At 58.1% G+C, this 23,239-nt stretch carries 22 protein-coding genes; 3 read left to right on the forward strand and 19 right to left on the reverse strand.

Annotated elements, in window-relative coordinates; translation table 11 throughout:
- Positions 1-230: 230 nt before the first annotated feature.
- The 3 genes from CRD60_RS02390 to CRD60_RS02400 form a co-directional block, all read right to left on the reverse strand.
- Entirely contained in the window at positions 231-602 is a 372-nt protein-coding gene (locus tag CRD60_RS02390; RefSeq protein WP_127975621.1) for a hypothetical protein, read from the reverse strand.
- An 897-nt stretch (positions 603-1,499) separates the two neighbouring features.
- Positions 1,500-2,075 carry a serine aminopeptidase domain-containing protein gene (locus CRD60_RS09015; protein WP_236630784.1) on the reverse strand — a complete coding sequence of 192 codons (576 nt, stop codon included), beginning with the start codon at positions 2,073-2,075 and terminating at the stop codon, positions 1,500-1,502.
- Positions 2,076-2,183: 108 nt separating this feature from the next.
- Entirely contained in the window at positions 2,184-3,077 is an 894-nt protein-coding gene (locus CRD60_RS02400; RefSeq protein WP_113859730.1) for a LysR family transcriptional regulator, read from the reverse strand.
- A 261-nt stretch (positions 3,078-3,338) separates the two neighbouring features.
- Here CRD60_RS02400 and CRD60_RS02405 point away from each other — a divergent pair, with 261 nt between their 5' ends.
- Positions 3,339-4,049 carry a dihydrofolate reductase family protein gene (locus CRD60_RS02405; RefSeq protein ID WP_113859731.1) on the forward strand — a complete coding sequence of 237 codons (711 nt, stop codon included), beginning with the start codon at positions 3,339-3,341 and terminating at the stop codon, positions 4,047-4,049.
- Between the two features lie 239 nt (positions 4,050-4,288).
- On the opposite strand, the gene CRD60_RS02410 is transcribed toward CRD60_RS02405, so the two are convergent.
- A complete protein-coding gene (locus tag CRD60_RS02410; RefSeq protein ID WP_113859732.1) occupies positions 4,289-4,858 on the reverse strand; it encodes a PadR family transcriptional regulator in 570 nt (189 codons plus the stop codon).
- A 412-nt stretch (positions 4,859-5,270) separates the two neighbouring features.
- On the opposite strand from CRD60_RS02410, the gene CRD60_RS09390 reads away from it, so the two are divergent.
- Positions 5,271-5,774 (forward strand): DUF4097 family beta strand repeat-containing protein, encoded by a 504-nt coding sequence (locus CRD60_RS09390; RefSeq protein WP_407923163.1) that lies wholly within the window; start codon positions 5,271-5,273, stop codon positions 5,772-5,774.
- A 591-nt stretch (positions 5,775-6,365) separates the two neighbouring features.
- Here CRD60_RS09390 and CRD60_RS02425 read toward each other — a convergent pair.
- From CRD60_RS02425 to CRD60_RS02465, 9 genes are all read right to left on the reverse strand, one after another.
- Complete coding sequence (locus CRD60_RS02425; RefSeq protein ID WP_201737193.1) at positions 6,366-7,052, reverse strand: response regulator transcription factor; 687 nt, start codon at positions 7,050-7,052, stop codon at positions 6,366-6,368.
- Positions 7,049-8,365 carry a sensor histidine kinase gene (locus tag CRD60_RS02430; RefSeq protein WP_161522171.1) on the reverse strand — a complete coding sequence of 439 codons (1,317 nt, stop codon included), beginning with the start codon at positions 8,363-8,365 and terminating at the stop codon, positions 7,049-7,051. Before CRD60_RS02430 ends, CRD60_RS02425 begins: the two co-directional genes overlap by 4 nt.
- A gap of 41 nt (positions 8,366-8,406) precedes the next feature.
- Positions 8,407-9,213 carry an ABC transporter permease gene (locus tag CRD60_RS02435; protein WP_236630785.1) on the reverse strand — a complete coding sequence of 269 codons (807 nt, stop codon included), beginning with the start codon at positions 9,211-9,213 and terminating at the stop codon, positions 8,407-8,409.
- Positions 9,210-10,064: an ABC transporter permease gene (locus tag CRD60_RS02440; RefSeq protein WP_113859737.1), complete on the reverse strand. Its 855-nt coding sequence runs from the start codon at positions 10,062-10,064 to the stop codon at positions 9,210-9,212. Before CRD60_RS02440 ends, CRD60_RS02435 begins: the two co-directional genes overlap by 4 nt.
- Complete coding sequence (locus CRD60_RS02445) at positions 10,061-10,987, reverse strand: ABC transporter ATP-binding protein (RefSeq protein ID WP_236630786.1); 927 nt, start codon at positions 10,985-10,987, stop codon at positions 10,061-10,063. Before CRD60_RS02445 ends, CRD60_RS02440 begins: the two co-directional genes overlap by 4 nt.
- 1,007 nt (positions 10,988-11,994) lie before the next feature.
- Positions 11,995-12,198 carry a hypothetical protein gene (locus tag CRD60_RS08620; RefSeq protein ID WP_127975622.1) on the reverse strand — a complete coding sequence of 68 codons (204 nt, stop codon included), beginning with the start codon at positions 12,196-12,198 and terminating at the stop codon, positions 11,995-11,997.
- Between the two features lie 161 nt (positions 12,199-12,359).
- The gene (locus CRD60_RS02455) at positions 12,360-12,833 is read right to left on the reverse strand and encodes a hypothetical protein (RefSeq protein ID WP_127975623.1); all 474 of its coding nucleotides are present in this window, start codon (positions 12,831-12,833) and stop codon (positions 12,360-12,362) included.
- Positions 12,834-13,094: 261 nt separating this feature from the next.
- Positions 13,095-15,227, reverse strand: coding sequence for a bifunctional cytidylate kinase/GTPase Der (gene der, locus CRD60_RS02460; RefSeq protein ID WP_113859741.1), 2,133 nt, complete (start codon positions 15,225-15,227; stop codon positions 13,095-13,097).
- Positions 15,224-16,000, reverse strand: coding sequence for a pseudouridine synthase (locus CRD60_RS02465; protein ID WP_113859742.1), 777 nt, complete (start codon positions 15,998-16,000; stop codon positions 15,224-15,226). The genes der and CRD60_RS02465 overlap by 4 nt, the downstream gene beginning before the upstream one ends.
- 249 nt (positions 16,001-16,249) lie before the next feature.
- Here CRD60_RS02465 and CRD60_RS02470 point away from each other — a divergent pair, with 249 nt between their 5' ends.
- Positions 16,250-17,257 carry an MIP/aquaporin family protein gene (locus CRD60_RS02470; protein WP_113859743.1) on the forward strand — a complete coding sequence of 336 codons (1,008 nt, stop codon included), beginning with the start codon at positions 16,250-16,252 and terminating at the stop codon, positions 17,255-17,257.
- Positions 17,258-17,277: 20 nt separating this feature from the next.
- Here CRD60_RS02470 and CRD60_RS02475 read toward each other — a convergent pair whose 3' ends face one another.
- From CRD60_RS02475 to ruvB, 6 genes are all read right to left on the reverse strand, one after another.
- Positions 17,278-17,580: a DUF3017 domain-containing protein gene (locus CRD60_RS02475; RefSeq protein WP_236630787.1), complete on the reverse strand. Its 303-nt coding sequence runs from the start codon at positions 17,578-17,580 to the stop codon at positions 17,278-17,280.
- 120 nt (positions 17,581-17,700) lie between these two features.
- Positions 17,701-19,356 carry a bifunctional phosphoribosylaminoimidazolecarboxamide formyltransferase/IMP cyclohydrolase gene (purH, locus tag CRD60_RS02480; RefSeq protein WP_113859744.1) on the reverse strand — a complete coding sequence of 552 codons (1,656 nt, stop codon included), beginning with the start codon at positions 19,354-19,356 and terminating at the stop codon, positions 17,701-17,703.
- A 9-nt stretch (positions 19,357-19,365) separates the two neighbouring features.
- A complete protein-coding gene (locus CRD60_RS02485; RefSeq protein ID WP_127975625.1) occupies positions 19,366-20,778 on the reverse strand; it encodes a cell division protein PerM in 1,413 nt (470 codons plus the stop codon).
- A gap of 113 nt (positions 20,779-20,891) precedes the next feature.
- The gene (locus CRD60_RS02495) at positions 20,892-21,473 is read right to left on the reverse strand and encodes an adenine phosphoribosyltransferase (protein WP_113859747.1); all 582 of its coding nucleotides are present in this window, start codon (positions 21,471-21,473) and stop codon (positions 20,892-20,894) included.
- A 111-nt stretch (positions 21,474-21,584) separates the two neighbouring features.
- On the reverse strand, positions 21,585-22,115 hold the full coding sequence (yajC, locus tag CRD60_RS02500; RefSeq protein ID WP_113859748.1) for a preprotein translocase subunit YajC: 531 nt from the start codon (positions 22,113-22,115) through the stop codon (positions 21,585-21,587).
- A gap of 61 nt (positions 22,116-22,176) precedes the next feature.
- Entirely contained in the window at positions 22,177-23,181 is a 1,005-nt protein-coding gene (gene ruvB, locus CRD60_RS02505) for a Holliday junction branch migration DNA helicase RuvB (protein WP_113859954.1), read from the reverse strand.
- Positions 23,182-23,239: the final 58 nt, after the last annotated feature.

Consider the following 23,239-nt stretch of genomic DNA (forward strand, 5'->3'; position numbering starts at 1 on the left):
CCCCTCAATTGAGTTGTCACTGTATATGCGACCAAGGCACTGGTTGGTTAATTGCCGAATACTGTTGATTGTTTTCGCAGCCCAGCTCGTTAGAGTTGGCTAACTTGATCGCGGGAAACTGGTTACTCGTCATTGGCGTTTTGAACAATGGATATGCCCGATTGCCTTAAGTTGGGATGCGGCGTTATTAATATCGCGAATGATTCAATGGCACTAATGAGAAACCGAATTCAAGGAAGACCTGTCGAGGAAAGAGTAAAGAAACTTTTGGATTGAGGCAGGTATGCCACAGTCGAAACGGCACCAATCATGAAGGTCGCACCGGCAAAGAGAAGAATACCTGCCGCAATCAGAATGAAGCCATCCAAGGCAGAGAACAGAAGTAGTAGATTCGGACTCGTGCCAGCGAAAGAGATTGGGGCCAAACCTATCTTGCGTTCCTTAGCGGAGATGGTGAAACTGTTGATTGCACCATTGAATAAGATAAGCAAGGCTGCTCTAATGCTGGGAAGTATCTTCAACGGACCACCAGACGGGATGTTCTTCAATCCGAGAACTGGTCGCATGGACATTGAGACCATTTTCTTTCTAAACTCAGGCATATTTAGGGCACTTTGTCTATGCAAGCCCCCTCTAGTCGTTCAGGAAGCTCACAGGATTTACCGGAATACCGACAGCTTCCGCTGGGCTCATTAGTCAGTCCGCCATCATGGCCTTAGTTTCTCAGTTGTTTCTTGTATATGGCTTTACCTGTTTCCATGCGTCTGCGTGAACTGCCATGAATTGGTGCTGGCTATCACTGATGCTTTGCTCCCACGTATATGAACCTTGTCGTGAAAGGTATGTGATCATCAGCACGTAATCACGGTTCAAGAGTTAATTAATGCAGAAATCGCTGCTGCCGGAGGTGGGATCGTGTTCCCCACCTGTTTGCTGGCCTCCCTCCAGCCATTCCTATCTCCCTTGCTTGCACACCATCATCATTCAGCGACTGACTCCCGTCATCGCGGCCGTGCTGTCATTGAGGTAATCAATGATGGTCTGTAGGTATGGTTTCAGGACTGAATCAGGCATGGAACAAATCTCATGCGCGGCCCCCGCCACCAGCTGTCTATCCACCTGCACTGAATCGGCAACCATCTTGACAAAGTCTTCCGTGGCAGTGTTATGTACCATGGTGTCGGCTCCAGCTTCAAAGACCAGAAGAGGGGTCCGCATCCGTCGGCACGCCTCAGGCGAGGCAATGCTTCGACACATGGACAATGCCTGATTGACTCATCCCAAGCTGGCGGTAACGGTTTGATAACGGGGATTGGCTATCCGTAATTCATACTTCCAGCCTACCCGAGCGAGTGAGGCGCCCTCGTAGTCTTTCAATTCCGGCTCCTGAGAGAACAGGGGTTGGCCCGGCACCCGCCGGTTGCCTAGCCCCAGACCGCAGACCAGGCTCAACCCAGCTGAGGCAAGCCATGTAGGTAGACCAGCGGTCTTGGGCGAGATCATGGGAGCTGATAGGACAGCCTTGGTGAAAAACGATGGATGATGTTCAAGCACTGCAGCCCCGATGGTGCCCCCCCCCCCATGTAATGGGCATAGAGATATAACCCTTGTCCATGAGCCTCCTGACAGCCAACAGTCGAGGCGAGTTTGGCCAAATCGGCCACATACCGTCTCCAGTCATCAATCCAGACCAAAGCCGGATCCTGGTCTCGGGGAGAATCCCCGTGCCCCCGATATTCGAGAAAGCAGACCGAATATCCGGCCATCAGGAAGTACCAGATCATTTCGGAGTATTTTCCCGCAAATTCAGAAAACCCTCGTGAGATAACCAAGGCTCCACGGAAGGCATTCGCACTACCGGGGATATGCAAAGCCGCGAAGGCCTTGGCATCATAGGTGACATAGTGGAGCCTGTCCACCTGGTCACCTGCCCCAACACCCGCAGGCATGTTCACCAGGCCACGGACCTTGGCGGATTCCATCCACCCCTCTGACCGGCATTGTTCAAGGGCTGGAAGGACCTTCTCGTCCATATCAGTTTGATAGGTAGTCTCGTCAATCAGCCGTATATCCATTGACGAAGCGTACCATTCTGACCACTTGATTGGTGGATTTCAATTGCCCATTTGTACATGGCATTGGCATGGCGCAAGATTAAGCGCGTCAAAACCCACCAGTCGCTACTAGCTTTCTTCTTGTTGTCGTCTCATAATCCTCGTAAATTCTTCGGCCAATTGAGGGAGCTGCTCGTTCTTTCTCCATGCCAATACATGCCTCACAGTATGGCGGGGGAAAAGCGGAACGAAGGTGAGCCGAGGATCCGGTCGCAAGCTGAAGGCGCCCCGTATGGTTAGTTCGTAGTATTGTCCGGTAAGAACCAAGGGGATTGAATTACTGATGAGGTCGGAGGAACCTTTCACCACAATCTGCTCCGGCCGGATACCAAGACCGTCGAATAAATCGTTCAGGGGAATCTCCCTGCCGGGCAGAAGCATGGGCAGGCCTTTGATGTCGGCAGCACCAAGCTCAGCACGTTGGCAAAGGGGATCATCGGAGCGCATGAGTATTCCCCAGGTATCGGAAATCGGCAAGGCTACGCAGTTATACCGTGCTGTTTCCACCGGCTCAAGGAGAATGACTAGATCGAGTAGGCCATGATCAAGCATGTCCCGTAACCTATCGCCATTGCCTGTGGACAGGGTAAACGTCGCATCCGGGTACAGACTTTGGAAACTCATGAGCCAAGCCGGTAAATCGGCGGAGACACTGCTCTCTACACACCCAATACGAATGGTTCCTGACAGGACTGTTCCCGCTGCTTGCAAGTCCTGCTGTGTCTGCTTCCAAAAGCCCAGAAGAGACTTGGCTCGTTTCTGCAACAACCGTCCTGCGGGAGTCAGTGAAAAGCGTCTTCGGGAGGACCTGTCGAACAGGTCTCTACCAGTTTCAGCTTCCAAATGTTGAATCTGGCGAGATAGGGCCGGCTGACTGATTCCGATCTCCCTTGCCGCTTCGGTCAGGTTTCCTCTTTCTGCGACCACAAGAAAATATGCTAAAGACTTTTCATTCATGGCCATGTCTCACATCTTAACAGTTATGCATTTCTTGCATGGTACACTCCCAAAATTTTCTTATTGTACAGGTCACCAGCAGCTATTTACCATTATGCAGTAGCATGCCTGATTGTTGAGAATGAAGGCTCAGCCACACATCTTTGGTGCAGCACAATCTCCAAGGAGGAAACATGGCTGAGACTACTGCTACTGACAAGCTGGCCGTGAACATTACAGGGCGCATAGCTGCTCATTTCATAGACAATGCATCGAGGAAAGAAGAACATGGATAGGCCATACATATTCTGCCAGATGGAAATGTCGCTTGACGGCAAAATCTCGGGACCATATATGTCAATAGATGACGGATCGGACGGTTGGTTCTACCGTGAAGCCTTCACCGAGGAAGGGCACTACCCCAATCAGGGTTGGCTATCGGGAAGAAAAACGACGGAGGAGAATTTCACCAACTATCTCAAACCCGACCTGCACCATGGCGTAAAGGTTCCAGATGGCGACTTTCTGACGAATAATCAGGCCGACAAATACTACATTTCCATTGATACACATGGCCTACTCGGTTGGCAGCACAATTACGTGGACTATGGTGACACCCATGCCCTGGTCATCGAGCTGCTGACCGAGGAGACGAGCACTGAATACAAGGATTTTCTAAGGCGAATGGACATTCCATATATCATTGCCGGCAGCACGCATCTGGATGCACCTCTGGCCATGAAGAAACTCAAAGAACTGTTCGGCCTGAACCGTGTGATGCTTGGCGGTGGAGGTATTCTGAACTGGTCTTTCATCAAGCAAGGTCTATGCGATGAACTGAGTCTTTTCATCTCTCCTGCGGCCGATGGCTCTCCCGATAGCCCTTCCCTGTTCCAGGCTGTACCTGGCCTGTCCGATACCAAGCCGGTCTCTTTCACGCTGGAGAGCATGAACCGCCGCAACAGCACCATTTGGCTCCGGTACAAAGTCAATCATTGATAATTCGCGGGGAAAGACACACATGAGGGTGAGCCCTTCTCCGGCTGAACGATGTCACGAGCCTCAATAGACAGACCTGATTACCGGATCATCTGTAATCCGAATCAGTATCAACCTGAGAGTTGGTGCATAGTTCTGCCGCGGAGGGGAATGGCGCTCCTCCCCTATAGAGACACTCATAACTTCGTAAACTCGGACACCAGGGCAAGAATATCAAGCGGGCCGACGGTGGGTTACGGCTAGGCAGATCGCTTGGGTGGGTAGTATGAGGGCAACCGTTCAAGGAAATCGGTCAACCATTGGCGTTCCGCGGTAAAAGCGGCCTGTTCATAGTAGAAGATCTCTTGGATATAGTCGGCTTTGCCGGCCTCTGTGGGGAACCACCTGTTCATCTCCTCATCAAATGAGGCAAGGAAGAGGTCGATCAGCCCCAGCCGCCGGCGGCAAGAGTCCTCCCATTCATCCTGCGGTATGGAAGGGGTGAAGCAGAGGGCGGCCATGAGGTCGCCTGGTTGCGGCGAAGCCTTGTTCAGCTCCTGCCGCAGGAGGGCCGAGAACTGCTCCCTGCCGCTCTTGGTTGTACGGTAACGGTACTGGGTGGGGCGTTTGCCTTCGTTGCCGGTCGACTCAAATTCCAGCAGCCCCGCCTTGGTCAGTGCCTTCAGCTGATGGTAGATGGACGCTCTGGCGATGCCTGCCCAGCGGTCCGCGTTCCATCTTTTGAGCTCCTTCTCAATCTCATAACCGTAAGTTGGCTCTCGAAGCTTCACCACACCGAGCACCAGCAATCTCGTATCCTGAACACTCATAACCGCTCCCCTGTTAACCCCAGCTATACGAATAGAAGTTTGCCTCTATTGACAGTTCTGTCACTAGTATATATAGTCAAATTTAACTAGTGTATATTTCGGCCTACACAGCAGTAGTACCACGAGATAGAGCAGTCCTCATAACAGTAAACCAGCAGCAACAGCACTGGACGTAACCCAAGAAAGATCACCATGAACATTGGAGGGTTTCGTGTGCTGGCTGCGAGAAGGATAGGACAGTATGCAGATGTTGGACTTAACCCAACTCAATAAGGTCATGGAATTGGAAGACATCAACTCCATTTCTACAGTAACCGGCGACATACAGCTGCTGGTAACAGCCTCCGCCCAACCAGGAGTGTACCTACGTTCCTGCACTCTGGGGGATCTCATCATCCCTGGCAGCGTATCAATGGAGCAAAGGGCGCCAGTTTGGCAGAAGAAAGCACGAAAGGACAGACCTTCCCTGTCTTGGCTATGGACAAACCCTTCACTGGTGTTGGCCCTGCCACTCCGGCGAACACTTGACCTGCTCAGTGTGCGAGTGCAGTCGGGTTCGGCAAAGCTCAGCGACATCAAGCTGAAGGAGCTCGACGGTGAGGTGACTGACGGATCCCTGCGCATGCAGGATGTGAGCTGCCAAGACGCACGCTTGTCTGCCACCAGCAGCAGCATTGAATCCAAGTCCTTGGTCGTGAGTGGCAGCTGCGAGCTGTCAGCCAGCTCCGCCAGGATTTCCCTACAGGAAAGTCTTACAGCAACAAGCGGGTACAGGGTTCATGCTCGTTCTGGTTCTCTGTCCATAGGGACCCATCAGTTGATGGGAAGCGGAACATTGGAGCAGGAAGGAAGCCCCTTCTTCTCAATCGGCAGCGAGAGTTCACGCATAGCAATCGCATACACTTCGCGCGGATAGCCAGAACCAAGCCAGCATATGCATTCACATGATTGCCAGTGCTAGGATGAGTCCAATAGGCTCTTTGCATGCAGTACGGCGGAGGGGTTTGAAGAGCATCATTAAGGAGACGCGGAGCACATGGTCAAGAAGCAGAAATTGCTTGTGCCAATAGGTCGCTTGAACATGCGAGGTCTTTCCAATGTCTGTCTTGGGCAGCTTCTTGTCGGAATCGCGGCACAAGTTCTCTATCTGTAGGTTGACCAGCATGATCCGGCCCTCTACTTCCTGACAGGCTTTCTGATGGGCTTCGGCGCCTTCGGTGCCATCCTCGGCATACTCTCCAATGGGCGCAAGGAAATACCCCTTGCTACGTTCATTGTGCCGACGTTTGCTTTGATACTGGGCTTTACCATATCGGGCGCCCTATATTACCTTGTCTAGAGTTTCAAACAGTCAGAACAGGGTTGAAAACCAATGCCTGGCAAGCGACGGCAGCAGGCCGCCATACTGAAACAGCCATCACCGCCATCATGAACGGCATAGACATCACTGAAGCAACATGTCCGTTTCCACTGATCTCAGGTCTGAGCCTGCTGCCAGTCGGACTGATCAGGGCATAAGGCGTGCATCCTGTCCAGCCTGATACCACAGCACCGCTATATTGACCCGTTCCCTGACCTCCAGTTTGGCTAGCACCCGACTGACCGTCTTCTTCACCGAGTCGGTCTGCAGTTGAAGGCGATCGCCTATCTCAGCATTGGTAAGGCCCTGGCTGACCAGGGATGCCACCTCAAGCTCGCGCCTACCCAACCGGTCAAAAGCCCGCCGGATCCGATCCCTGCCTTGGTCGTCTGGGCTTGTGCGCACTCCCCTGCGAATCACCTCGGCGGTAATCCGTGGGGTGAGGATGGCATCTCCCCCATTGACGGCATGAATGGCACGGCCCAGGTCGGAGGTCTTGACATCCTTGAGCAGGAAGCCCGAGGCGCCGGCGTTCAGTGCCCCGAAGGCGTAGTCGTCCTCATCGTAGGTGGTGAGGATCAGCACATGAATGCCGGGATAGGACCTCTTGACTGCGGCAGTGGCATCCAGGCCGTCCATCACGGGCATACGCACATCCATCAGTATCACATCGGGCAGGGGTGTTCCCTCAGCCTGCATGACGGCCAGGCCGTCGAGAGCCTCCTGCCCATCGCCTGCCTGGGCGACCACCTCCAGCTGTGGGTCCTTGGCAACCATGAGGGCCAGGCCCAGTCTGGTCGGTCGCTGGTCGTCGACAATCATGACGCGAATCAAGCCAGTGTCACTTTCTCATCCTGCCCTGGTAGCGCCGGAAGCTGCGCGCTCAGGGTCCAACCGGTATCACTGAAGCCTGCCGACAGCGTGCCTCCCGCCGCTTCCACCCGTGCCGAGAGGCGGTTCAGGCCCGTACCTCCACCGGCTTGCACCAGGTCAGCCCTGCCATTGTCACGAATGCTGATGGCTACCCCTCCCTGGGCGTCATGGTCCCAGGAGATCACAATCCGGTCCACTCCCCTACCGTGGCGCATGGCATTGGTCACCGCCTCCCTGGTCAGGCTGAAGCATAGGTCCGAGAGAGGGCCCGTCGCACTGCGATGCCCCGTTTCCGTCAAGGCCACTGCCAGGCCGGCCTGCCGGGCATGGTCGAGTACAGGGCCTATGTCCTCCCAGCCATGAGGTCCAACATCCCTGCCGGGAGTGGACTCTCTGGTCTGCAAGTCGCTGGAATCCAAGGCCTTGACAGCCGTTCGGGTGTCGGTCAGACCCTGACGAGCAAGGTCGTTGATCAAGGTAATCGCCTCATCGACCTGGGGCTGGCCGGTCGCCTGGTCCAATCCCTCCGACAGGGAGATGATGGCGGTCAGATCATGCCCCACGCTGTCGTGGAGCTCTGCCGCGATCCTGGACTGTGTGAGCGCCTGGTCACGCTGCTGGGCCAAAGCCAGGTTCCGTTCCTGCTCCTCCTGCAATGAGCGTTCGGAACGCCTCCGCTCATGAAGCATTCTGGAGATAAGGCCAAGGCCCATGACAAGCAGAGAGAAGAAACCCATGGGGTACAGCAGGGAGGGCAAGTCCCATTCCTTATGCCAGAGGGATGCGAGCGCCAGCGCAAGGACAACCAGCACCAGACTGGGCAGGAGACTTGCGGCCAGACTCCTGAGCGTTGCCGCCTCGACCATGTCGGTGTAGAGGGCGACCAGCCAGGGTATCAGCGGATAGACCATGGCGGAGCCGTAGCAGAGGGCAGTCAGGAAGACCAGGCCGCTGATGCCCAGCAGGGTCCAGCCCGGCCTGGACCTACGCAGGCATAGGAGCGCTAGGGTCAGCACCAGCAGGGCCAGGAACAGCGGCAGACCCCAATGGGTCCCGGATATCCGCGATGCAAGCGTTGGATTGGCCAGCCGCGGCAAGAGGAGAAGCCTGGTGACCATCATGGTCTCATAGAGGGCACACAGAAAGACGGGAATGTAGACCATGGATGGCCGCTTCCATAGGTCCCCGAGCTGGCCAAGCAGTCCGTTTGGAGTGTTCATTGGCTCTCCCTGCTCCTCTCCCGCAGTGGCTGGCGCCGGTTCCGTTGCTTTCATGACCACCTTATTATCCCCTTTCCACACCATGGCCGCCTCCTTCACTTGGCCGACTTGGACCAACGCCGGAACAGCAGGGCGCCGATGAGCACCCATAGGAGGGAGACCACTATTGACAGGATCATGGATTGTGGGGAGGCCAGGGCATCCAGATTCCTGACCGACGAAGCGCTGGTGATCAGGGCCAGGGGGTAGGGCAGGGCAAGAGCGGGGACCAAGAGGGAGAGGGCGCATCCAGCCAGGGTGAGCATGAGCATGATGCTCATGGTCCCCGCGAAGGATTCGCATTTGCTGGCCACTGCCTGGGTGATGGTCATGATGGCCCATACGGCCAGCGTCATGGGGATGCCACGCAGGAGATATGGGCTCAGCTCACCAGGGTCAAAACCAAGCAGGAACTTACCGGCGAGCACAAATTCTAGCTCGAAGATCACGATGGTCAGGAAGGAGGCGACCAGGCCGTGAAGCATCTTGGCCGCCCTGGCGGCCCCGGAGGTTCCGGAGGCATTGAGCCGCTGCCAGTTGCGGCCCTGGTGCTCCTTGACCTCGGTCTGGGCGGCAAAGGCTGCAACCAGTACCGGTATGAAGACCATACTGGGCAGGAGCATGGCTTGGCCCCAGACGGCTGCCCAGGTCACACCCTGCTGCTGGAAGTCCTGCCGATAGCTGACATACTGGCTCCAACCGTTGAAGATACCGAGTGCGTCAAAAAGGAGGGAGGCCAACCAGTACCAGAGGTTGCCGGCCTTGCCTATCTCCCAGCGAAAAGCCGCCAGAACCGAAGGCCTCCTTCTCTCGGGGCCGATCAAGCTGGCATGCTTGAGATTCATCAGTGCTTGCTTGTTCATCGTTGTGCCTCCTTGACCTTGATGAGCATGCTTGATACGAGGACCCAGAACAGGCAGGCCAGCAGGCTAGCGCCCAGCAACCCCCAGCCATGACTGCGCAAGCTGACCTGGGCATAGCCGTCTGCGGTGGCCTGGACCTGGAAGGGGTTGGCCGCCGAAGAAATGCCGGCAGGGAACAACCAACCCAGCCATGGAAGACCCATTGGCCCCAGGCCCGAGCCGACCAATCCGGCGATCACGCCGACCCCCAGCCCCACCGCCTGCCTATCCACCAACAATGAGATGACCAACTGCAGGGCCGACACCGCCAAGCATGAGAGGAAGGCGATGCAAGCCGGAAGCACCAGTAAGCTGGCAAGACTGCCAGACCGGCCAAAACCCATGGCCTGGGCAGCCAGAGGGATCCAGCATAAGGGCAGAAGGAAGCACAGACCAAGGGCAGTTCCAGACACCAGCAACTTGCACCAGAAACGGGACAGGTCGGATTGGCCCAGGGACAGCCAGGTGAGATTCATGCGCTCGCTGGTCTCCAAGACAGCCAGACGACTGGTCAGGAGGGCCGCGAAGATGGGAGCCAGCAGGCCGACCATCTGGAAGGTCTCCGACTGGGACAGTTCCATGGTGCGCTGGGCAGGAGCCCCACCGGCCCGCTTCAGGAGCGCTGCAGCCGACCAGGCGGACAAGAGCAGCATCATGCCCCCAGCCATCCACCAGAAGGAGGATCCCTTCAACTTGCGAAACTCCAAGGCGATGGGAACCCGGGGGCTGCTTGTCCCCCTGCCAGATCGCGGAGGTCTGCCGTGACTCTGCTGAGCCATAGAGGATGCTGGTGTGTATGCGACCTGACTCATCGTGCTCCTCCCCTGCCACTGGGCTCTTCCTGGGCCGACGGGCTCTCCACCAATTCCAGGAAGGCCTCCTCCAGGCTCTTGCGTTCGGAGGCCACCCGGTAGACCTGCAACCCCTGGGAGACCATCTGTGAGACCAGGCCGGCAACCGTCTGGTCCGGCAGCTCAGGTATTTGAAGCAGGCCAGCTTGAGCTGTCAGCCGATAGCCCACACCGGAATGTTCAAGAAGAGCCGCAGCCGCTCGTGGGTCTGAGACCCGCAGGTCTATGTACCCAGCTTCGCGCAGATTTTCCAAGGAACCCTGGTAGAGCAGCCTGCCCCCAGCGATGATGCCGACCGCCGGCGCCATCCTCTCAATCTCCGAGAGAATGTGGCTGCTGATGATGACGGTCACCCCCTCCCTGCGGGCCAGGTCCACAATCATCTGCCGAACCTCGACCACCGCCTCGGCATCCAGACCATTGGTCGGCTCGTCAAGCAGGAGGAGTTCGGGCCGGGAGATGAGAGCCATGGCAATCCCCAACCGCTGCTTCATGCCCAGAGAATAGTCTGACGCCTTCTTGCCCTCATGGCCGGACAGCCCGACCTTGGCCAGCACCCTAGGAGCCGCCGAGCTCTGCAGCCCTAAGTAGTCAGCCACCATGCGGCAATTATCCAGGCCCGAGAGCCCAGGGTAGAAACTGGGGCCTTCAATCATGGAACCCACACGCCCCGGTGCAAGCCGCTGCTTACGTCCCAGCTCCTGCCCAAGCATCCACATGCGCCCGGACGTAGCCGATGTCAGGCCCAGAAGCAGCTTCATGGTCGTGGACTTGCCAGCCCCATTGGGGCCCAGCAGTCCGTATACACCCCCCTGTGGCACCTGAAGGTCCAGTCCATCGACGGCTGTGAAGTCACCATAGCGTTTCACCAACCCCTGGGTCATCACCGCCAGTGGAGCTTGTGTCTTCCCATTCCCAATCATCATTCCTGCCTTTCCGCAACAAAGTTGCTACGTCTTGCTTCCCATACAAGACTTTGGGAAAGGACGGAACAAGGTAGAAACAGAAAGTGTCCTCTCAGGAGGACATGGGAGAGCCAGCACAGGTCTGAGAGGGAAAGTGGAAAAGAGATCTGGCCTTAAACGGCACAAGCCGGTTAGGGGGGGGGGGTGGAGGCTATTGGTCCCGTACATCATCGTTGCCGGGCGAATAGCGTTTTGGATGCCAATTCATGGTGCTGCCCCCATGGGCTCATCTGGCTCACCAGTCTCCAGACGAGCCCCTTCTCATAGGGATAATCAGCTCTCTGCTTCGGCTTTGCGGGGCAGAGCCATCACAGCAATCATCAGCAACCACAGGGCCGGATAGGCCATAAGCGCCATGAGCGGGGACCCACTCGCTATCCTGACCACACGGGCCATAACCAGGGCCACAGCCAAGAAGCTCCAGGCCACGGTGGCCAACTTCCCATGAATCCTGTCACCATGCGCCATGACAGACAGGACAACACTCATCAAGGCCCAGGTCAGGGGGTACAAATAGGCCCCTACAAGTAGCGATCCGCTGACGTAATGAGCCAGATGGGCCACTATCAGGGCGCACCCAAAGGAGCCTCCCACAATGGCTAGGGCACTCTTATTCGTATCAGGTTGTGGTTCTGCTTGAGGAATCGTGTTCCTAGCGGCGTCCATTTCAGCCTTCATGTCCTATCCTCTCCTAAATTCCCCTACAGTAAGACCTACGCCGACAAGCAGTGCGACGACCCATGTCTTGACGCTCTTGGACCGGGTCCTTGTAGTCCATGGGGAAACTCACGGTATCTCCTTGGGGTGTAGCTAGATGACTGGCGAGGAAGTATCCTTCTGTATCTTTGCCTTGGACAGTTCCTCCATGGCTTTGGTCAGGGACAGTTCTGGGTCGGTCTCCCGGTAGGCTCTAATCTCACTGAGATTCAATCGGCATCAATGGCCTTCATATCCACAGGCCCCTCCCTGTGGCGTTCATAAAGGGTGCTCAACACAGCCGTCAGACTGCCCAGGAGCAGAAGGATGATGGTCCAGGCGGAATGATGTGAATGTATGTAGGTCAAAGCCGAGGCGATGAGCAGGCACCAGGTCATCACTGACTCAAGGACGATTCTCCTATTACCGTTCATGGCTTTAACCACTCTCTTTTATCTTGACGGCAATGCTGCACTCTATCGTCATCCCAACGGTTCATCTCTATGGAAGAAACAAGACATTCGCGGTGACAATATCTTCCATTGTGTCAGGTTATTCCACAGTTGTCTATGGATGTCCGCAAATGGCCAGGGCATCACTGGGGGGCATCAGTGTCCTGCCCATCCGCATGTTCATCATGACCTTCCATGATCATATTGGTGAGCAGTCCCAGTACGACAGCAAGGCCAGTGCCAATCAGGGCGGAGAGTAGGGCTCCTTTGACATCAACAAAAACCAGGAGCAGGAGCGCGGCCAGAAAGAGGTAACCAATAATCTCACCCATCATCTCGTTGAGCAGAGGATGCTCCTGTTTGGCTATGAGCACATCTACCAGCCCATCCGTCAGCATGGAGCCAAAGAACCAGACCAGGAATATGCCCACCATGCCCAGGACGGCCATGAGGCCGTGCACCCAACCATGCGTCCTTCCCCAGGGCGACCAATGGGCCACCAGACTGACAGCCAGCATTAACGGCAAGGCAAATCCCACAATAAGAGAGCCAAAAAAGCGGATTCCCGTAACCACATCAGACATGCGCCAGGAGTCGCTGTCTTGAGACCTGCTCATGGCCCCTCCATTCCGTATGGCATCAACCCCCAGAGAGCTTGCCTACCAAGCATTGGCAAGCGCCAAGGTCAGAAGTGACGGTAGTGGCCCTTGTGTCACCTCTTGCTGGGTAAACACAAGTGGCAAGGTTTCCCGGCCCCAAGCGCAGTGCCCGCAGGCGTGCAATCCGCGCGGGAAGGTGAGGACGGGGAACAGCAAGGGGGGTGGGTCACGAAGCCGAATCGGCCGCGACCCACCCCCTGCTATGGGATGCCCTTGGGGCTAACGCTTCTTCTTCTCTCGGATATGCACCGAGATCTGTATGGGTGTGCCCTCGAAGCCGAACTCCTCACGCAGGGAGCGTTCCAGGAAACGACGGTAGCCGTGCTCCAGGAAGCCGGAGGTGAAGAGGATGAAGCGGGGAGGCCTGGTCGAGGCCTGGGTGGCGAAGAGGATGCGGGGCTGCTTGCCACCGGTCACCGGGTGGGGATGGGCGGCCTGGATCTTGCCCAGGAAGGAGTTGAGTTTGCCGGTGGGGACCCGCTGGTCCCAGGACTCCAGGGCGGTCCTCATGGCCGAGACCAGACGGTTGGTGTGCCAGCCGGTCTTGGCGGAGAGGTTGACCCTTTGGGCCCAGGTGACCCTGTCGAATTCGGTGTTCCACAAACGTTCCAGCCGCTGCCGGTCGAACTCGTCCATCAGGTCCCATTTGTTGAAGACCAGCACGATGGCCCTGCCCGCGTCCACAGCCTGGCTCATGACCTTGAGGTCCTGGTCAGAGATGGGCTCCGAGGCATCGAAGAGCACCAGGGCCAGTTCGGATCGTTCGATGGCGGCCTGGGTGCGCAGTGAGGAGTAGTATTCAGCCCCTGAGAGTTTGTGGAGCCGTCGCTTGATGCCGGCGGTGTCGATGAAAAGCCAGTCCTCACCGTCGATGCTGATGACCTCATCAATCGGATCCCTGGTGGTGCCGGCCAGGTCGTTGACCACGGCCCGCTCCTCGTGGGCCAGCTGGTTGAGCATGGAGGACTTGCCCACGTTGGGGCGGCCCACCAAGGCGACCCTACGCAGGTGGCCGGGGGTCAGGAACCCCGATGTCCGGTCGGCCTTCCTGAGGGTGTCCACTGCCTTGTCCAGCAGGTCACCCACTCCCCTACCATGCATGGCGGAGATCGGGAAGGGTTCGCCCATGCCCATCTTCCAGAATTCGGCGGTCAGGTATTCGGCGGTGTTGTCGTCTATCTTGTTGACGGCCAGAATGATCGGCTTGCCGGATTCGCGCAGGACCTTGATCATCCGTTCATCGGTGGCGGTGATGCCCACCTGCCCATCGACCAGGAAGATGACCGCATCGGAGAGCTGCACGGCGATCTGGGCCTGGGAGGCGATGGCCGACTCGATGCCTTCCACATCGGCCTCCCAACCGCCGGTGTCAACAAGTTTGAAGTCGGTACCGGCCCATTCCGCATCATAGGAGACACGGTCTCGGGTCACTCCGGGGGTGTCTTCGACAACGGCGACCCTACGGCCCAGAATACGGTTGACCAGGGTGGACTTGCCCACGTTGGGGCGGCCCACCACGGCCAGAACGCCAACCTCCTTGCGCTGGGGCTGGTCATCGAAAGCGCCCAGGCCGTCGCCTTCAAGGAGCCGCTGGTCCTCCTCATCCAGGTCGTAACCTTGCAGGTTGGCCGCGTACCGCTCGGTCTCCTCTTCCTCAATGGCCTCGTCCACCAATTGGATCAGGACATCAAGGGTCTGCTCGAAGGTCAGGTCGGAGTTGTCGACCGTATGGACACCATCTGCCGCCGTCAAAAATGAGGTGACTAGGGAATCGGCCTTGTCCCTGGCCGCCACATCGTCCCTACCCACACCCGCAGCGAGGCTGGCCTGGCCACTCCTGCGGGCCTGCCGGACCTCCTCGCGGGCGGTCAGGAGGATGCGTACCTCGGCGTCGGGGGCCACCACGGTGGTGATGTCACGGCCCTCGGCGACGATTCCAGCCCCCTTGGAGAAGGACTCCTCGTCCGCTTCCCCGGCCATATAGGCCCGCTGGGCCGCAATGAGGACATGGCGGACGGGTATGATGCCGGAAACGCGGGAGACATGGCTGGAGACCTCGGAGGAGCGGATGGCCTCGCTGATGTCCTGGCCGTCGCACAGGACCTTGGGGTTCTGCGGATCCAGGCTGACATCGAAGTGGCCCTCGGTGAAGAACTCGCCGACGGCTTCGGTGATGGCTTCCTCGTTCAGGGTCGGCGCATCAAGGTCGAAGCCCTGCTGTAGACACCACCAGGCGCAGGACCGGTACATGGCACCCGTATCAAGGTAGGCGAAGGCGAAGTGTTGGGCCAGGGCCTTGGAGGTCGAGGACTTGCCGACTCCTGCCGGCCCATCAATGGCTACCCGTATCACAGGCCCACCTCCTTGGATAGGGACCGGACCTCGGTCTGTGAGAGCACCCGGTAGGAGCCGGGCTTGAGGTCACCCAGCTTGATGGGGCCGATCTGGGTGCGCACCAGCCGTTTGACCGGGAAGCCGATGGCGCCGAAGATGCGGCGGACCACGCGGTTCTTACCCGAATGGATGACCACCTTGACCATGGTGCTGTCATGCTTGCTGTCGATGATGGCGCAGTGGTCCAGGCGGATGGGCCCGTCGTCCAGGTTGACTCCCTGGGTGACCAGGCGCCTGCAGACATTGCCGGTGATCTTGCCCTCCAGGGTGGCGATGTAGGTCTTCTCGACCTCATACTTGGGGTGCATGACGTGCTGGCTGAGCTCGCCGTCGTTGGTCATGAGGATCAGACCCTCGGAATCGTAGTCCAAACGTCCCATGTGGAAGATCCGCTCGTACTTGTCTCCCACGATGTCCCGAAGGGTGAAGCGGCCCTTGGGGTCGTCCATGGTGGATAGGACCTTCTTGGGTTTGTTCAGGGCCAGGGTGACATGGTTGGGGTTGACCCGCACCCGCGAGCCATCGACCCGGATCTGCTGGCGCTGGGGGTCCACCCGTGTCCCCAGTTCGGTCACCAGTTCGCCGTCCACCTCAACCCGACCTTCGGTGATCATGAGTTCGCACTTGCGCCTGGAACCGAAGCCGGCTTGGGCCAGGAGCTTCTGCAGGCGAATTCTGCCCTCATCTGATGATGTATGTGCCTGAGCGGCACGGGAATAAGCGTGTGGCATCGTTCTCCCAACGTGGCCTTGGACGGCTTTCTTGCACCGTCGTCTACAAAAGCTGCCTGTGGCCCGGTGAATCTCACCGTCCATGCCGCTTAAGTGCGTTCCACACCATATGAGCATGCCAGGCAACCAATTCATAATACCCCAAGGCAGATACCTCAAACGTCAGGGTGTAGCTGGTAGGATTGGCATTTGTTTGGCGGGTTCAGCCGCCATGATACCCGAGACAAAGGAAGTAGTGAATTGACTGATATGGAAGTCCAGGCCGAGCCTGAAGACCTGCAGAACCCCGATGAGGGCGTGGCCATCGCAGAGGAGACAGCCGTGTACACCACACAGACCCCCACTGGCGGCAAGGTCAAGGATATGGTGCTGCGCATCGGTTCGGAGCTGATCGGCAGTTTCCTGATCTTCTTCGCCATCTACTGCGTAGGCATCATGGCCACCCCCCTGAGCAACATCAACATGGCCTTCATCGCCCTCTCCACGGGTCTGGCCTATGGTGTGGTGACCTACATGTTCGGCAGGATCTCGGGAGGCCACTTCAACCCAGCCATCACCGTGGCCTCCATGCTGGGCATGAAGACCAAGTGGCTTGACGGCATCCTCTACATCATCGCCCAGCTTTTGGGCGCCCTGGCCGCCGGTGGCCTCATGCGCCTGATCATCCCCACGGGCCAGTCCCTGACCGCCAAGATGCTGCTCCCCTATGTGGTCAACGGCTTCAACGAGATCTCTGTCTCAGCGGGCATCCTCAAGGGTGCCGGTGCCAGCTTTGATGTCAAGACCGCTGTGATTGTTGAGGTCGTGGCCAGCATCCTCGTGATCATCGCCGCCATGATGACCATGAACAAGAAGGACAGCAGCAATGGCATCCAGGCCATGGTCATGGGTGGAGCCTATGCCCTGGGCACCAGCTTCACCTACATGATCACCGGTTCCGGTATGAACCCCGCCCGTTCCACGGGTATCGCCGTGGCTGCCATGGGACTGGGACTTGATGTCGAACCCGTCAAGCAGCTTTGGGTCTTCTGGGTCTGCCCCATCCTGGCAGCTGCCCTGGTCACCATCTTCATCGTCATCCGCGAGATGCTGTCCACCAGCAGCCCCGCCGATGCCATCGCTGATACCAACAGTGAGGCTGACCAGGCCGATGCTGCGATTGAGGAGATGAGCCTGGAGGGCTCGCAGTGCGCGACGCCCGCCGAGGACGAGACCGCTATGGAGAATGCCGCAGCCAGCGATCAACAGGGCATCTGAATGATTAGCTGATGAATTGATCAGCTGAGCTGGCCGATGCTGAGATAGGTCAGTATGAGACCCAGCCCCAGTCCAATGCAGATGAAGGCATCAAACCCTCGCGATCGGACTTTCCAGGGGCTGGTATCTCCAAGGACCAGCCTGAGCACACCCAGCACGAGGGCCGTCACCGCTATGAGCATGGTGGCGGCCTCTACGTATTTCAGGAGGGCCAATAGGGTGGCTATGACAACCAGTACGGCCACCATCCATTCGACTACAGGCTTGCCTTCCCGGTCCTCGGGCACCACAGGCCGCTCTTGCTTCTTGAGCTTCTTGGTCACTGATTCACATCCTTACGACTCTTCATACTCGTTCTCCGCTCGAGCAGCCACCGCACCCGTAGCTCCCTAGTGCAGGCCTTGGCCAGCGGCCTGACCGGCCGGGGTGACTGCTGCCGACTGTCAGTGGAAGAAGTGACGGGTGCCCGTAAGGTACATGCTGATGCCAGCCTGTTCAACGGCTTCTATAACCTCCTGGTCCCTAATGGAGCCACCGGGTTGGACGATGGCTTTGATTCCAGCGTCAATGAGGACCTGGGCCCCATCGGCGAAGGGGAAGAAGGCGTCCGAAGCCGCCACAGAGTCTATGGCCCTGCGCTCTCCATCAGCCAGGCTGTTGGCCCGGTCCACGGCCAGGCGGCAGGAGTCGACCCGGTTTACCTGACCCATGCCGATACCGACCGCGGCGTGGTCCTTGGCCAGTAGGATAGCATTTGACTTGACGGAGCGGATGGCGCGCCAGGCGAAGTGAAGGTCCATGAGGGTGGCCTCATCCACCTGCTGCCCCGCGGCAAGGGTCCAGTTTCTGGGATCGTCACCGGCGGCATCAATGCGGTCCATGCTTTGGGCCAAGAGCCCCCCATCAATGGTGTGAATCTGGACCGTGCCTTGTGGAGGGCGACGAACCTTGAGAATACGAAGGTTCGTCTTGGTGCTCTGCAAGAGGCTCAAGGCTTCGGGGTCATAGTCAGGAGCGACGATGACCTCAGTGAAGATCGGTCGTATGTTCTGGGCCATCTCCAGACTCACCGGCGAGTTCGACGCTATGACACCACCATACGCGCTCATGGGGTCGCAGGCGTGGGCCTTGAGATGTGCCTGGGCCACGGTCTCGCCCAAGGCCAGCCCACAGGGGTTGTTGTGCTTGACCACAGCCACGGCGATATGCGGAGCGAAATCCCATACGGACCTCCAGGCGGCATCGGCATCTACATAGTTGTTGTAGCTCATGGCCTTTCCGCCCAGCTGTTCGGCTTGGGCGAAGGAATCCTGGCTCAGTGGGTCAGTGTAGATGACAGCCGACTGCTGGGGGTTCTCCCCATACCGCAGCGCGTGAAGCATGTTCCAGCTACGTGTCAGAGTGGTCGCCAGGCCGGTGTCCTCAAGCTCTTGGCCTTGGGCGTCGTCGTCAGATTCTGGGGAACCAAGACCGGTGACATCAAGGCTTTCTGGCCTGGGCCAGTGGTTGCCAGCCCATTGGCTGATGGAGGCCTCATAGGCTGCCGTGTAGCTGAAGGCCTTGGAGGCGAACCAATGTCTCTCCGCAAGGCTGAATCCCTGGCCTGAACTGATCCTGTTGGCCAGCAGGGGGTAATCAGCGGGATCCGTCACCACCAGCACAGTGCCACTGTTCTTTGCGGCGGCCCTGACCATGCTGGGGCCACCGATGTCGATCTTCTCGATGATGGCTGCCTGGTCGTCAGGGTCCTGGCGGACGGTATCAGCGAAGGGGTAGAGATTGACCACGACAAGGTCGAAGGGTTCGATGTTCAGATCGCGCAACTGCCTGACGTGGTCAGCCTTGGAACGGTCAGCCAGGATGCCGGCATGAATGTGCGGGTCCAGGGTCTTGACCTTGCCATCGAAGCTTTCGGGAAAGCCGGTTAGGTCACTCACTTCCTGAACGCTCAGGCCCAGCCGCGACAGTTGGCGGGCAGTGGACCCAGTCGACACCACCGCGCATCCGGCTTGAGCGAGGGCCGGGGCGAGCACATCCAAACCTGCTTTGTCATAGACCGACACCAGGACCCTTCTGATGGGATGATTGCTCAGTGACATGGCTCTCCTTTAGTTGGTGACCGACTCTTCGGAAGTAAGAATGGGCGACGGCTGTGGCTCGCTGTCGTCCTCGTGAGCCAGGGGATCCTTGTCTTGGAAACTGGAGGCGCTGGCAGCCGATGGGGATTGTCCGCGCTTGGACCGGGCGGCCTTGGCTATGGACCAGCGTATGGCGAAGATGATCGACCACCCCAGCACAGCCAAAAGCCATGCCGCAAAAAGACCCATGGCGGTGGGTTTGCCCACAGCCTGTACCGATGCCATCAGGTCAACTCCCACCTTCCTGAGCCGTATTCGGCCCAGGGAACCGTTGGAAAGGGCGAAGCATAGGCTGCTGATCAGAGCTACGAGGGCACTGGTCAGGCAGAAGGAGCCGGCCGCATAGATCAGCTGCTCGACCAGATGCCTGACCTGCGCATCACTACCGGAGCCTGACTTGCCCTGTGTTTGCGCTTGTCTTTCCTTGGCTTTTGCTGTCGTTCTGGCCGGGAACCGTATGACTCTTCTGGTCGCCAGGGCCAAGAGCCCTAGGAAGAGGCTGAGGAAGAAGGGTAGACTGACCAGGACGGAAATCAGGGAGGGGTTGGTCAGAGCCTTGGGGAACAGGCCGAAAACGGGCAGGGGTGGCAGGGCATGGGACTGCCCCATCCACAGGGTGAAGGAAGCCAGGTCGCCGATGGCGAAACCGCCGCCGAAAAGCCATGACAGCGCCCACATCATAGAGTTGGGCAACCAGACCACAGCGGCAATGCTGGTGAGGATCCTCGACCCCATCTGCATGTTGTCCAGTTGAAAGAGGGTGGCCATGGCCTCATGGCCCCTTACAATCCACACCAAGACAGCAATGAGGCCAAAGAGCAGGTAGAGTGCCAGAAGGACCAGGGCCAGGGAGACACCAAGCCTGACCGCGGAGCGGAAACCGACTGAAGTATGCTGCTGAACCGAACGCATGGCCCGTGCAAGCCAGCGGGAATTGCGGCAGCTGCCCACGACCCAACCCAGGGTGAAGACCATGTCCGTCTTGCAGATGATCAGCCATGAGTCATCAATCAGGGCGACTGACACACCCTGGGTGAAGATCCAATTGATAATCGTCCAGGTCAGGAGGCCAGCCGCATAGGCATGGGCGGTGGCTACCGACCGCCGGGTAAGCGAAGCAATAAGCGCGATCAGCAACAGCGTCAGGAGCAGTGGCACGAGGGTGAGCCTGAAGGAATGTGTCTCAAACCCCGTCCCCTGGGTGAGGAGAATCACCGCCTGGGTCAGGGGTATGGCCGAATCCGACAGGGGCTTGCCCCCCTCCTCCATGGAGATGACCAGGAGAGTCAAGGCAAGGAAACCACCGATGGCTACGGCGAAGATCAGCATGGACACCAAGGCCACCAGGAAGCCCCTGATCCATTCCCTCAGATACCTGTTCATAGTCTCCTACCGAACCATCAACCTCGTCGGACCTTACTCCCGGTCACCTCTCCCTCCAGTCGGCTGCCGGGCCCAGGAAGCACTTTCGGGCCACCAGGGTCTGAAAGTGAACGTCATGCCGGCATGGTGACCAGGCTGCTGCACGGATAGTCGCCAAGTTGCTCGATACCACCGAGGCCTTCGAGTTCCATGACGAAGCTGTAGCCCGCCACAGTGCCTCCCGAACGGGCAATCAGCCTGGCGGCGGCCTGAGCCGTGCCTCCCGTGGCGATCAGGTCATCGAAAATAAGCACGCGTTGACCCGGGGATACGGCGGTGTCCTCGATTTCGATGCTGGCCTGTCCGTATTCCAGGGTGTAGCTTTCGGATATAGTTGCCGGCGGTAGCTTCCCCGCTTTCCTGACCGCCACAAAGCCCTTGTTGAGCCGCGCCGCGAGGATGGGTCCGCAGAGGAAGCCTCGTGCCTCCAAGCCGGCTATGGCGTCAAAGGAGTCTGCGGGAACCGGAAGGGCCGCCTCCAGGGCATTCATGAGGACCTGCAGGCCCTTGGCATCCGCCATGAGCGGCAGATAGTCACGGAAGAGCACACCCTTGCTGGGAAAGTCAGGAATGGAACGAATACGGGAGATCAGATACTCGGCATCACTGCTGTCGACCTTGCTCAATTGGTCGATCTTGATGTCACTTGCTGTCATATGACGCGCCTTGCCTTTGCAAACTATGCCTACCGAACAGATAAGGGACACATACCCATCCTTCGCACAAGCCATGCAAAGCCACACGGCGGTATGGGCAGCGCCTGTACGCTAATCCTTGGTGCTGTTGGGCTTGATATTGGTGTCGGTGTCTGTCAGGTCAGTCTCGGTCTGGGAGATGTCGCTCACGTCCGAGGACATGTGATTCGCGGTCTCATCCTGTAAGGGCTCCTGCTGTGATGATTCCTTGGCTTCGGCATGGTTCTGGTGGCTGCCGCCTGCCAGGGCCTTCTGGTCGGTTGATTCATCATCGGTGGATTCATCCGAAGACTGGTCCGATTGGAGGGGATTGCCGTTCTCGTCCACCTCATCATCGTCTACGAAGGCGGGACGGACATACTGCTTGTTGACGGACTTCAGGGAGAAGCGGAGCTTCGATCCCTCGGAATCAATGACGATCTCCTCATACTTGGTGTCTACGGAGACCACCTTGCCAATCACGCCGCCGATGGTGATGACCTCGGTGCCGGGCTCCAGGCTTTCACGGAAGTCCTGGACCTGTGCCTGCTGCTTCTTGGCGCTCCTGGACTGCCAGAACATCATGCCAGCCAGAACCACGATCATCACTATCATTAAAGCCATTTGCTTACTCCTCAATACAGAGCGTCCCAGGACAGCCGGTTGAATGCCCGAATACCCCATTTTAGAACAGCTTGTTGACATCATCCTTGGGGTTAAGGCCCAAATGCTCCCAAGCCTTAGCTGTGGCAACACGGCCCTTTGGCGTCCTGACCATGAATCCCTCACGTACCAGATAGGGTTCACAGACCGTCTCCACGGTCTCCGCCTCCTCGCCGACCATGGCCGACAGGTTGTTGAGACCCACAGGGCCACCATCGAAGCTGCCCACAATGGCCTGAAGCACAGCCAGATCAAGGCGGTCAAGGCCTTCCGAGTCGATCTGGTACAGTGCCAAGGCATCCTTGACGGCGGCGGTGTCGACCACCTCGAGATCATGGACGATGGCCCAGTCACGCACCCGCCTCAGGAGCCTATTGGCGATGCGGGGGGTGCCACGGGACCGCAGGGAAAGCTGATGGGCGGCCCCGGGACCGAGGGAGACACCGAGAACGGTGGCCGACCGCTCAATCAGTTTTTCCAATTCCTCATGGGGGTAGAAATCCAGGTGGGCGGTAAAACCGAAACGGGCACGCAGGGGCGAGGGCAGCATGCCTTCGCGGGTGGTGGCACCAATGACGGTGAATCTGGGCAGCGTCAGAGGAATGGAGGAGGCACCAGGCCCCTTGCCCACCATCACATCCACGCGGAAATCCTCCATGGCTATGTAGAGCAGCTCCTCGGCCGCCCGGGGCAGGCGGTGGATCTCATCAATGAAGAGCACCTCCCCAGTATCCAGGGAACTGAGGATGGAGGCCAGGTCACCGGCATGCTGAATGGCCGGACCGGAGGTCACCCTGATGGCCACCCCCAACTCATTGGCCACAATCATGGCCAGGGTCGTCTTTCCCAGGCCTGGAGGCCCTGCCATGAGGATATGATCGGGCGGAACGTCACGTTTGCGTGCAGCATCCAGGAAGAGCTGCAACTGTGCCTTGAGCCTGGGCTGGCCTATGAAGCCATCGAGAACCTTGGGCCGCAGCTCCTCGTCACTGACCGGCTCCCCGTCCATGGCTTGGGCCGAAACCATCCTCAGCGATTCCTCGCTGGCCCCGGCGTTGGCTTTCAGATAAGGGTCGACTGCCAGA

The sequence above is a fragment of the Bifidobacterium aemilianum genome (assembly GCF_003315635.1).
Lineage (GTDB): Bacteria > Actinomycetota > Actinomycetes > Actinomycetales > Bifidobacteriaceae > Bifidobacterium > Bifidobacterium aemilianum.

Excerpts from the sequence above, each read along its gene's own strand:
- CRD60_RS02390 (WP_127975621.1), bottom strand. The coding sequence starts at position 602 with ATGCCTGAGTTTAGAAAGAAAATGGTCTCAATGTCCATGCGACCAGTT.
- CRD60_RS09015 (WP_236630784.1), bottom strand. The coding sequence starts at position 2,075 with ATGGATATACGGCTGATTGACGAGACTACCTATCAAACTGATATGGAC.
- CRD60_RS02400 (WP_113859730.1), bottom strand. The coding sequence starts at position 3,077 with ATGGCCATGAATGAAAAGTCTTTAGCATATTTTCTTGTGGTCGCAGAA.
- CRD60_RS02405 (WP_113859731.1), top strand. The coding sequence starts at position 3,339 with ATGGATAGGCCATACATATTCTGCCAGATGGAAATGTCGCTTGACGGC.
- CRD60_RS02410 (WP_113859732.1), bottom strand. The coding sequence starts at position 4,858 with ATGAGTGTTCAGGATACGAGATTGCTGGTGCTCGGTGTGGTGAAGCTT.
- CRD60_RS09390 (WP_407923163.1), top strand. The coding sequence starts at position 5,271 with ATGGAGCAAAGGGCGCCAGTTTGGCAGAAGAAAGCACGAAAGGACAGA.
- CRD60_RS02430 (WP_161522171.1), bottom strand. The coding sequence starts at position 8,365 with ATGAAAGCAACGGAACCGGCGCCAGCCACTGCGGGAGAGGAGCAGGGA.
- CRD60_RS02435 (WP_236630785.1), bottom strand. The coding sequence starts at position 9,213 with ATGAACAAGCAAGCACTGATGAATCTCAAGCATGCCAGCTTGATCGGC.
- CRD60_RS02440 (WP_113859737.1), bottom strand. The coding sequence starts at position 10,064 with ATGAGTCAGGTCGCATACACACCAGCATCCTCTATGGCTCAGCAGAGT.
- CRD60_RS02445 (WP_236630786.1), bottom strand. The coding sequence starts at position 10,987 with ATGACCCAGGGGTTGGTGAAACGCTATGGTGACTTCACAGCCGTCGAT.
- CRD60_RS08620 (WP_127975622.1), bottom strand. The coding sequence starts at position 12,198 with ATGAACGGTAATAGGAGAATCGTCCTTGAGTCAGTGATGACCTGGTGC.
- CRD60_RS02455 (WP_127975623.1), bottom strand. The coding sequence starts at position 12,833 with ATGAGCAGGTCTCAAGACAGCGACTCCTGGCGCATGTCTGATGTGGTT.
- CRD60_RS02465 (WP_113859742.1), bottom strand. The coding sequence starts at position 16,000 with ATGCCACACGCTTATTCCCGTGCCGCTCAGGCACATACATCATCAGAT.
- CRD60_RS02470 (WP_113859743.1), top strand. The coding sequence starts at position 16,250 with ATGGAAGTCCAGGCCGAGCCTGAAGACCTGCAGAACCCCGATGAGGGC.
- purH (WP_113859744.1), bottom strand. The coding sequence starts at position 19,356 with ATGTCACTGAGCAATCATCCCATCAGAAGGGTCCTGGTGTCGGTCTAT.
- CRD60_RS02485 (WP_127975625.1), bottom strand. The coding sequence starts at position 20,778 with ATGAACAGGTATCTGAGGGAATGGATCAGGGGCTTCCTGGTGGCCTTG.
- CRD60_RS02495 (WP_113859747.1), bottom strand. The coding sequence starts at position 21,473 with ATGACAGCAAGTGACATCAAGATCGACCAATTGAGCAAGGTCGACAGC.
- yajC (WP_113859748.1), bottom strand. The coding sequence starts at position 22,115 with ATGGCTTTAATGATAGTGATGATCGTGGTTCTGGCTGGCATGATGTTC.
- ruvB (WP_113859954.1), bottom strand. The coding sequence starts at position 23,181 with ATGGTTTCGGCCCAAGCCATGGACGGGGAGCCGGTCAGTGACGAGGAG.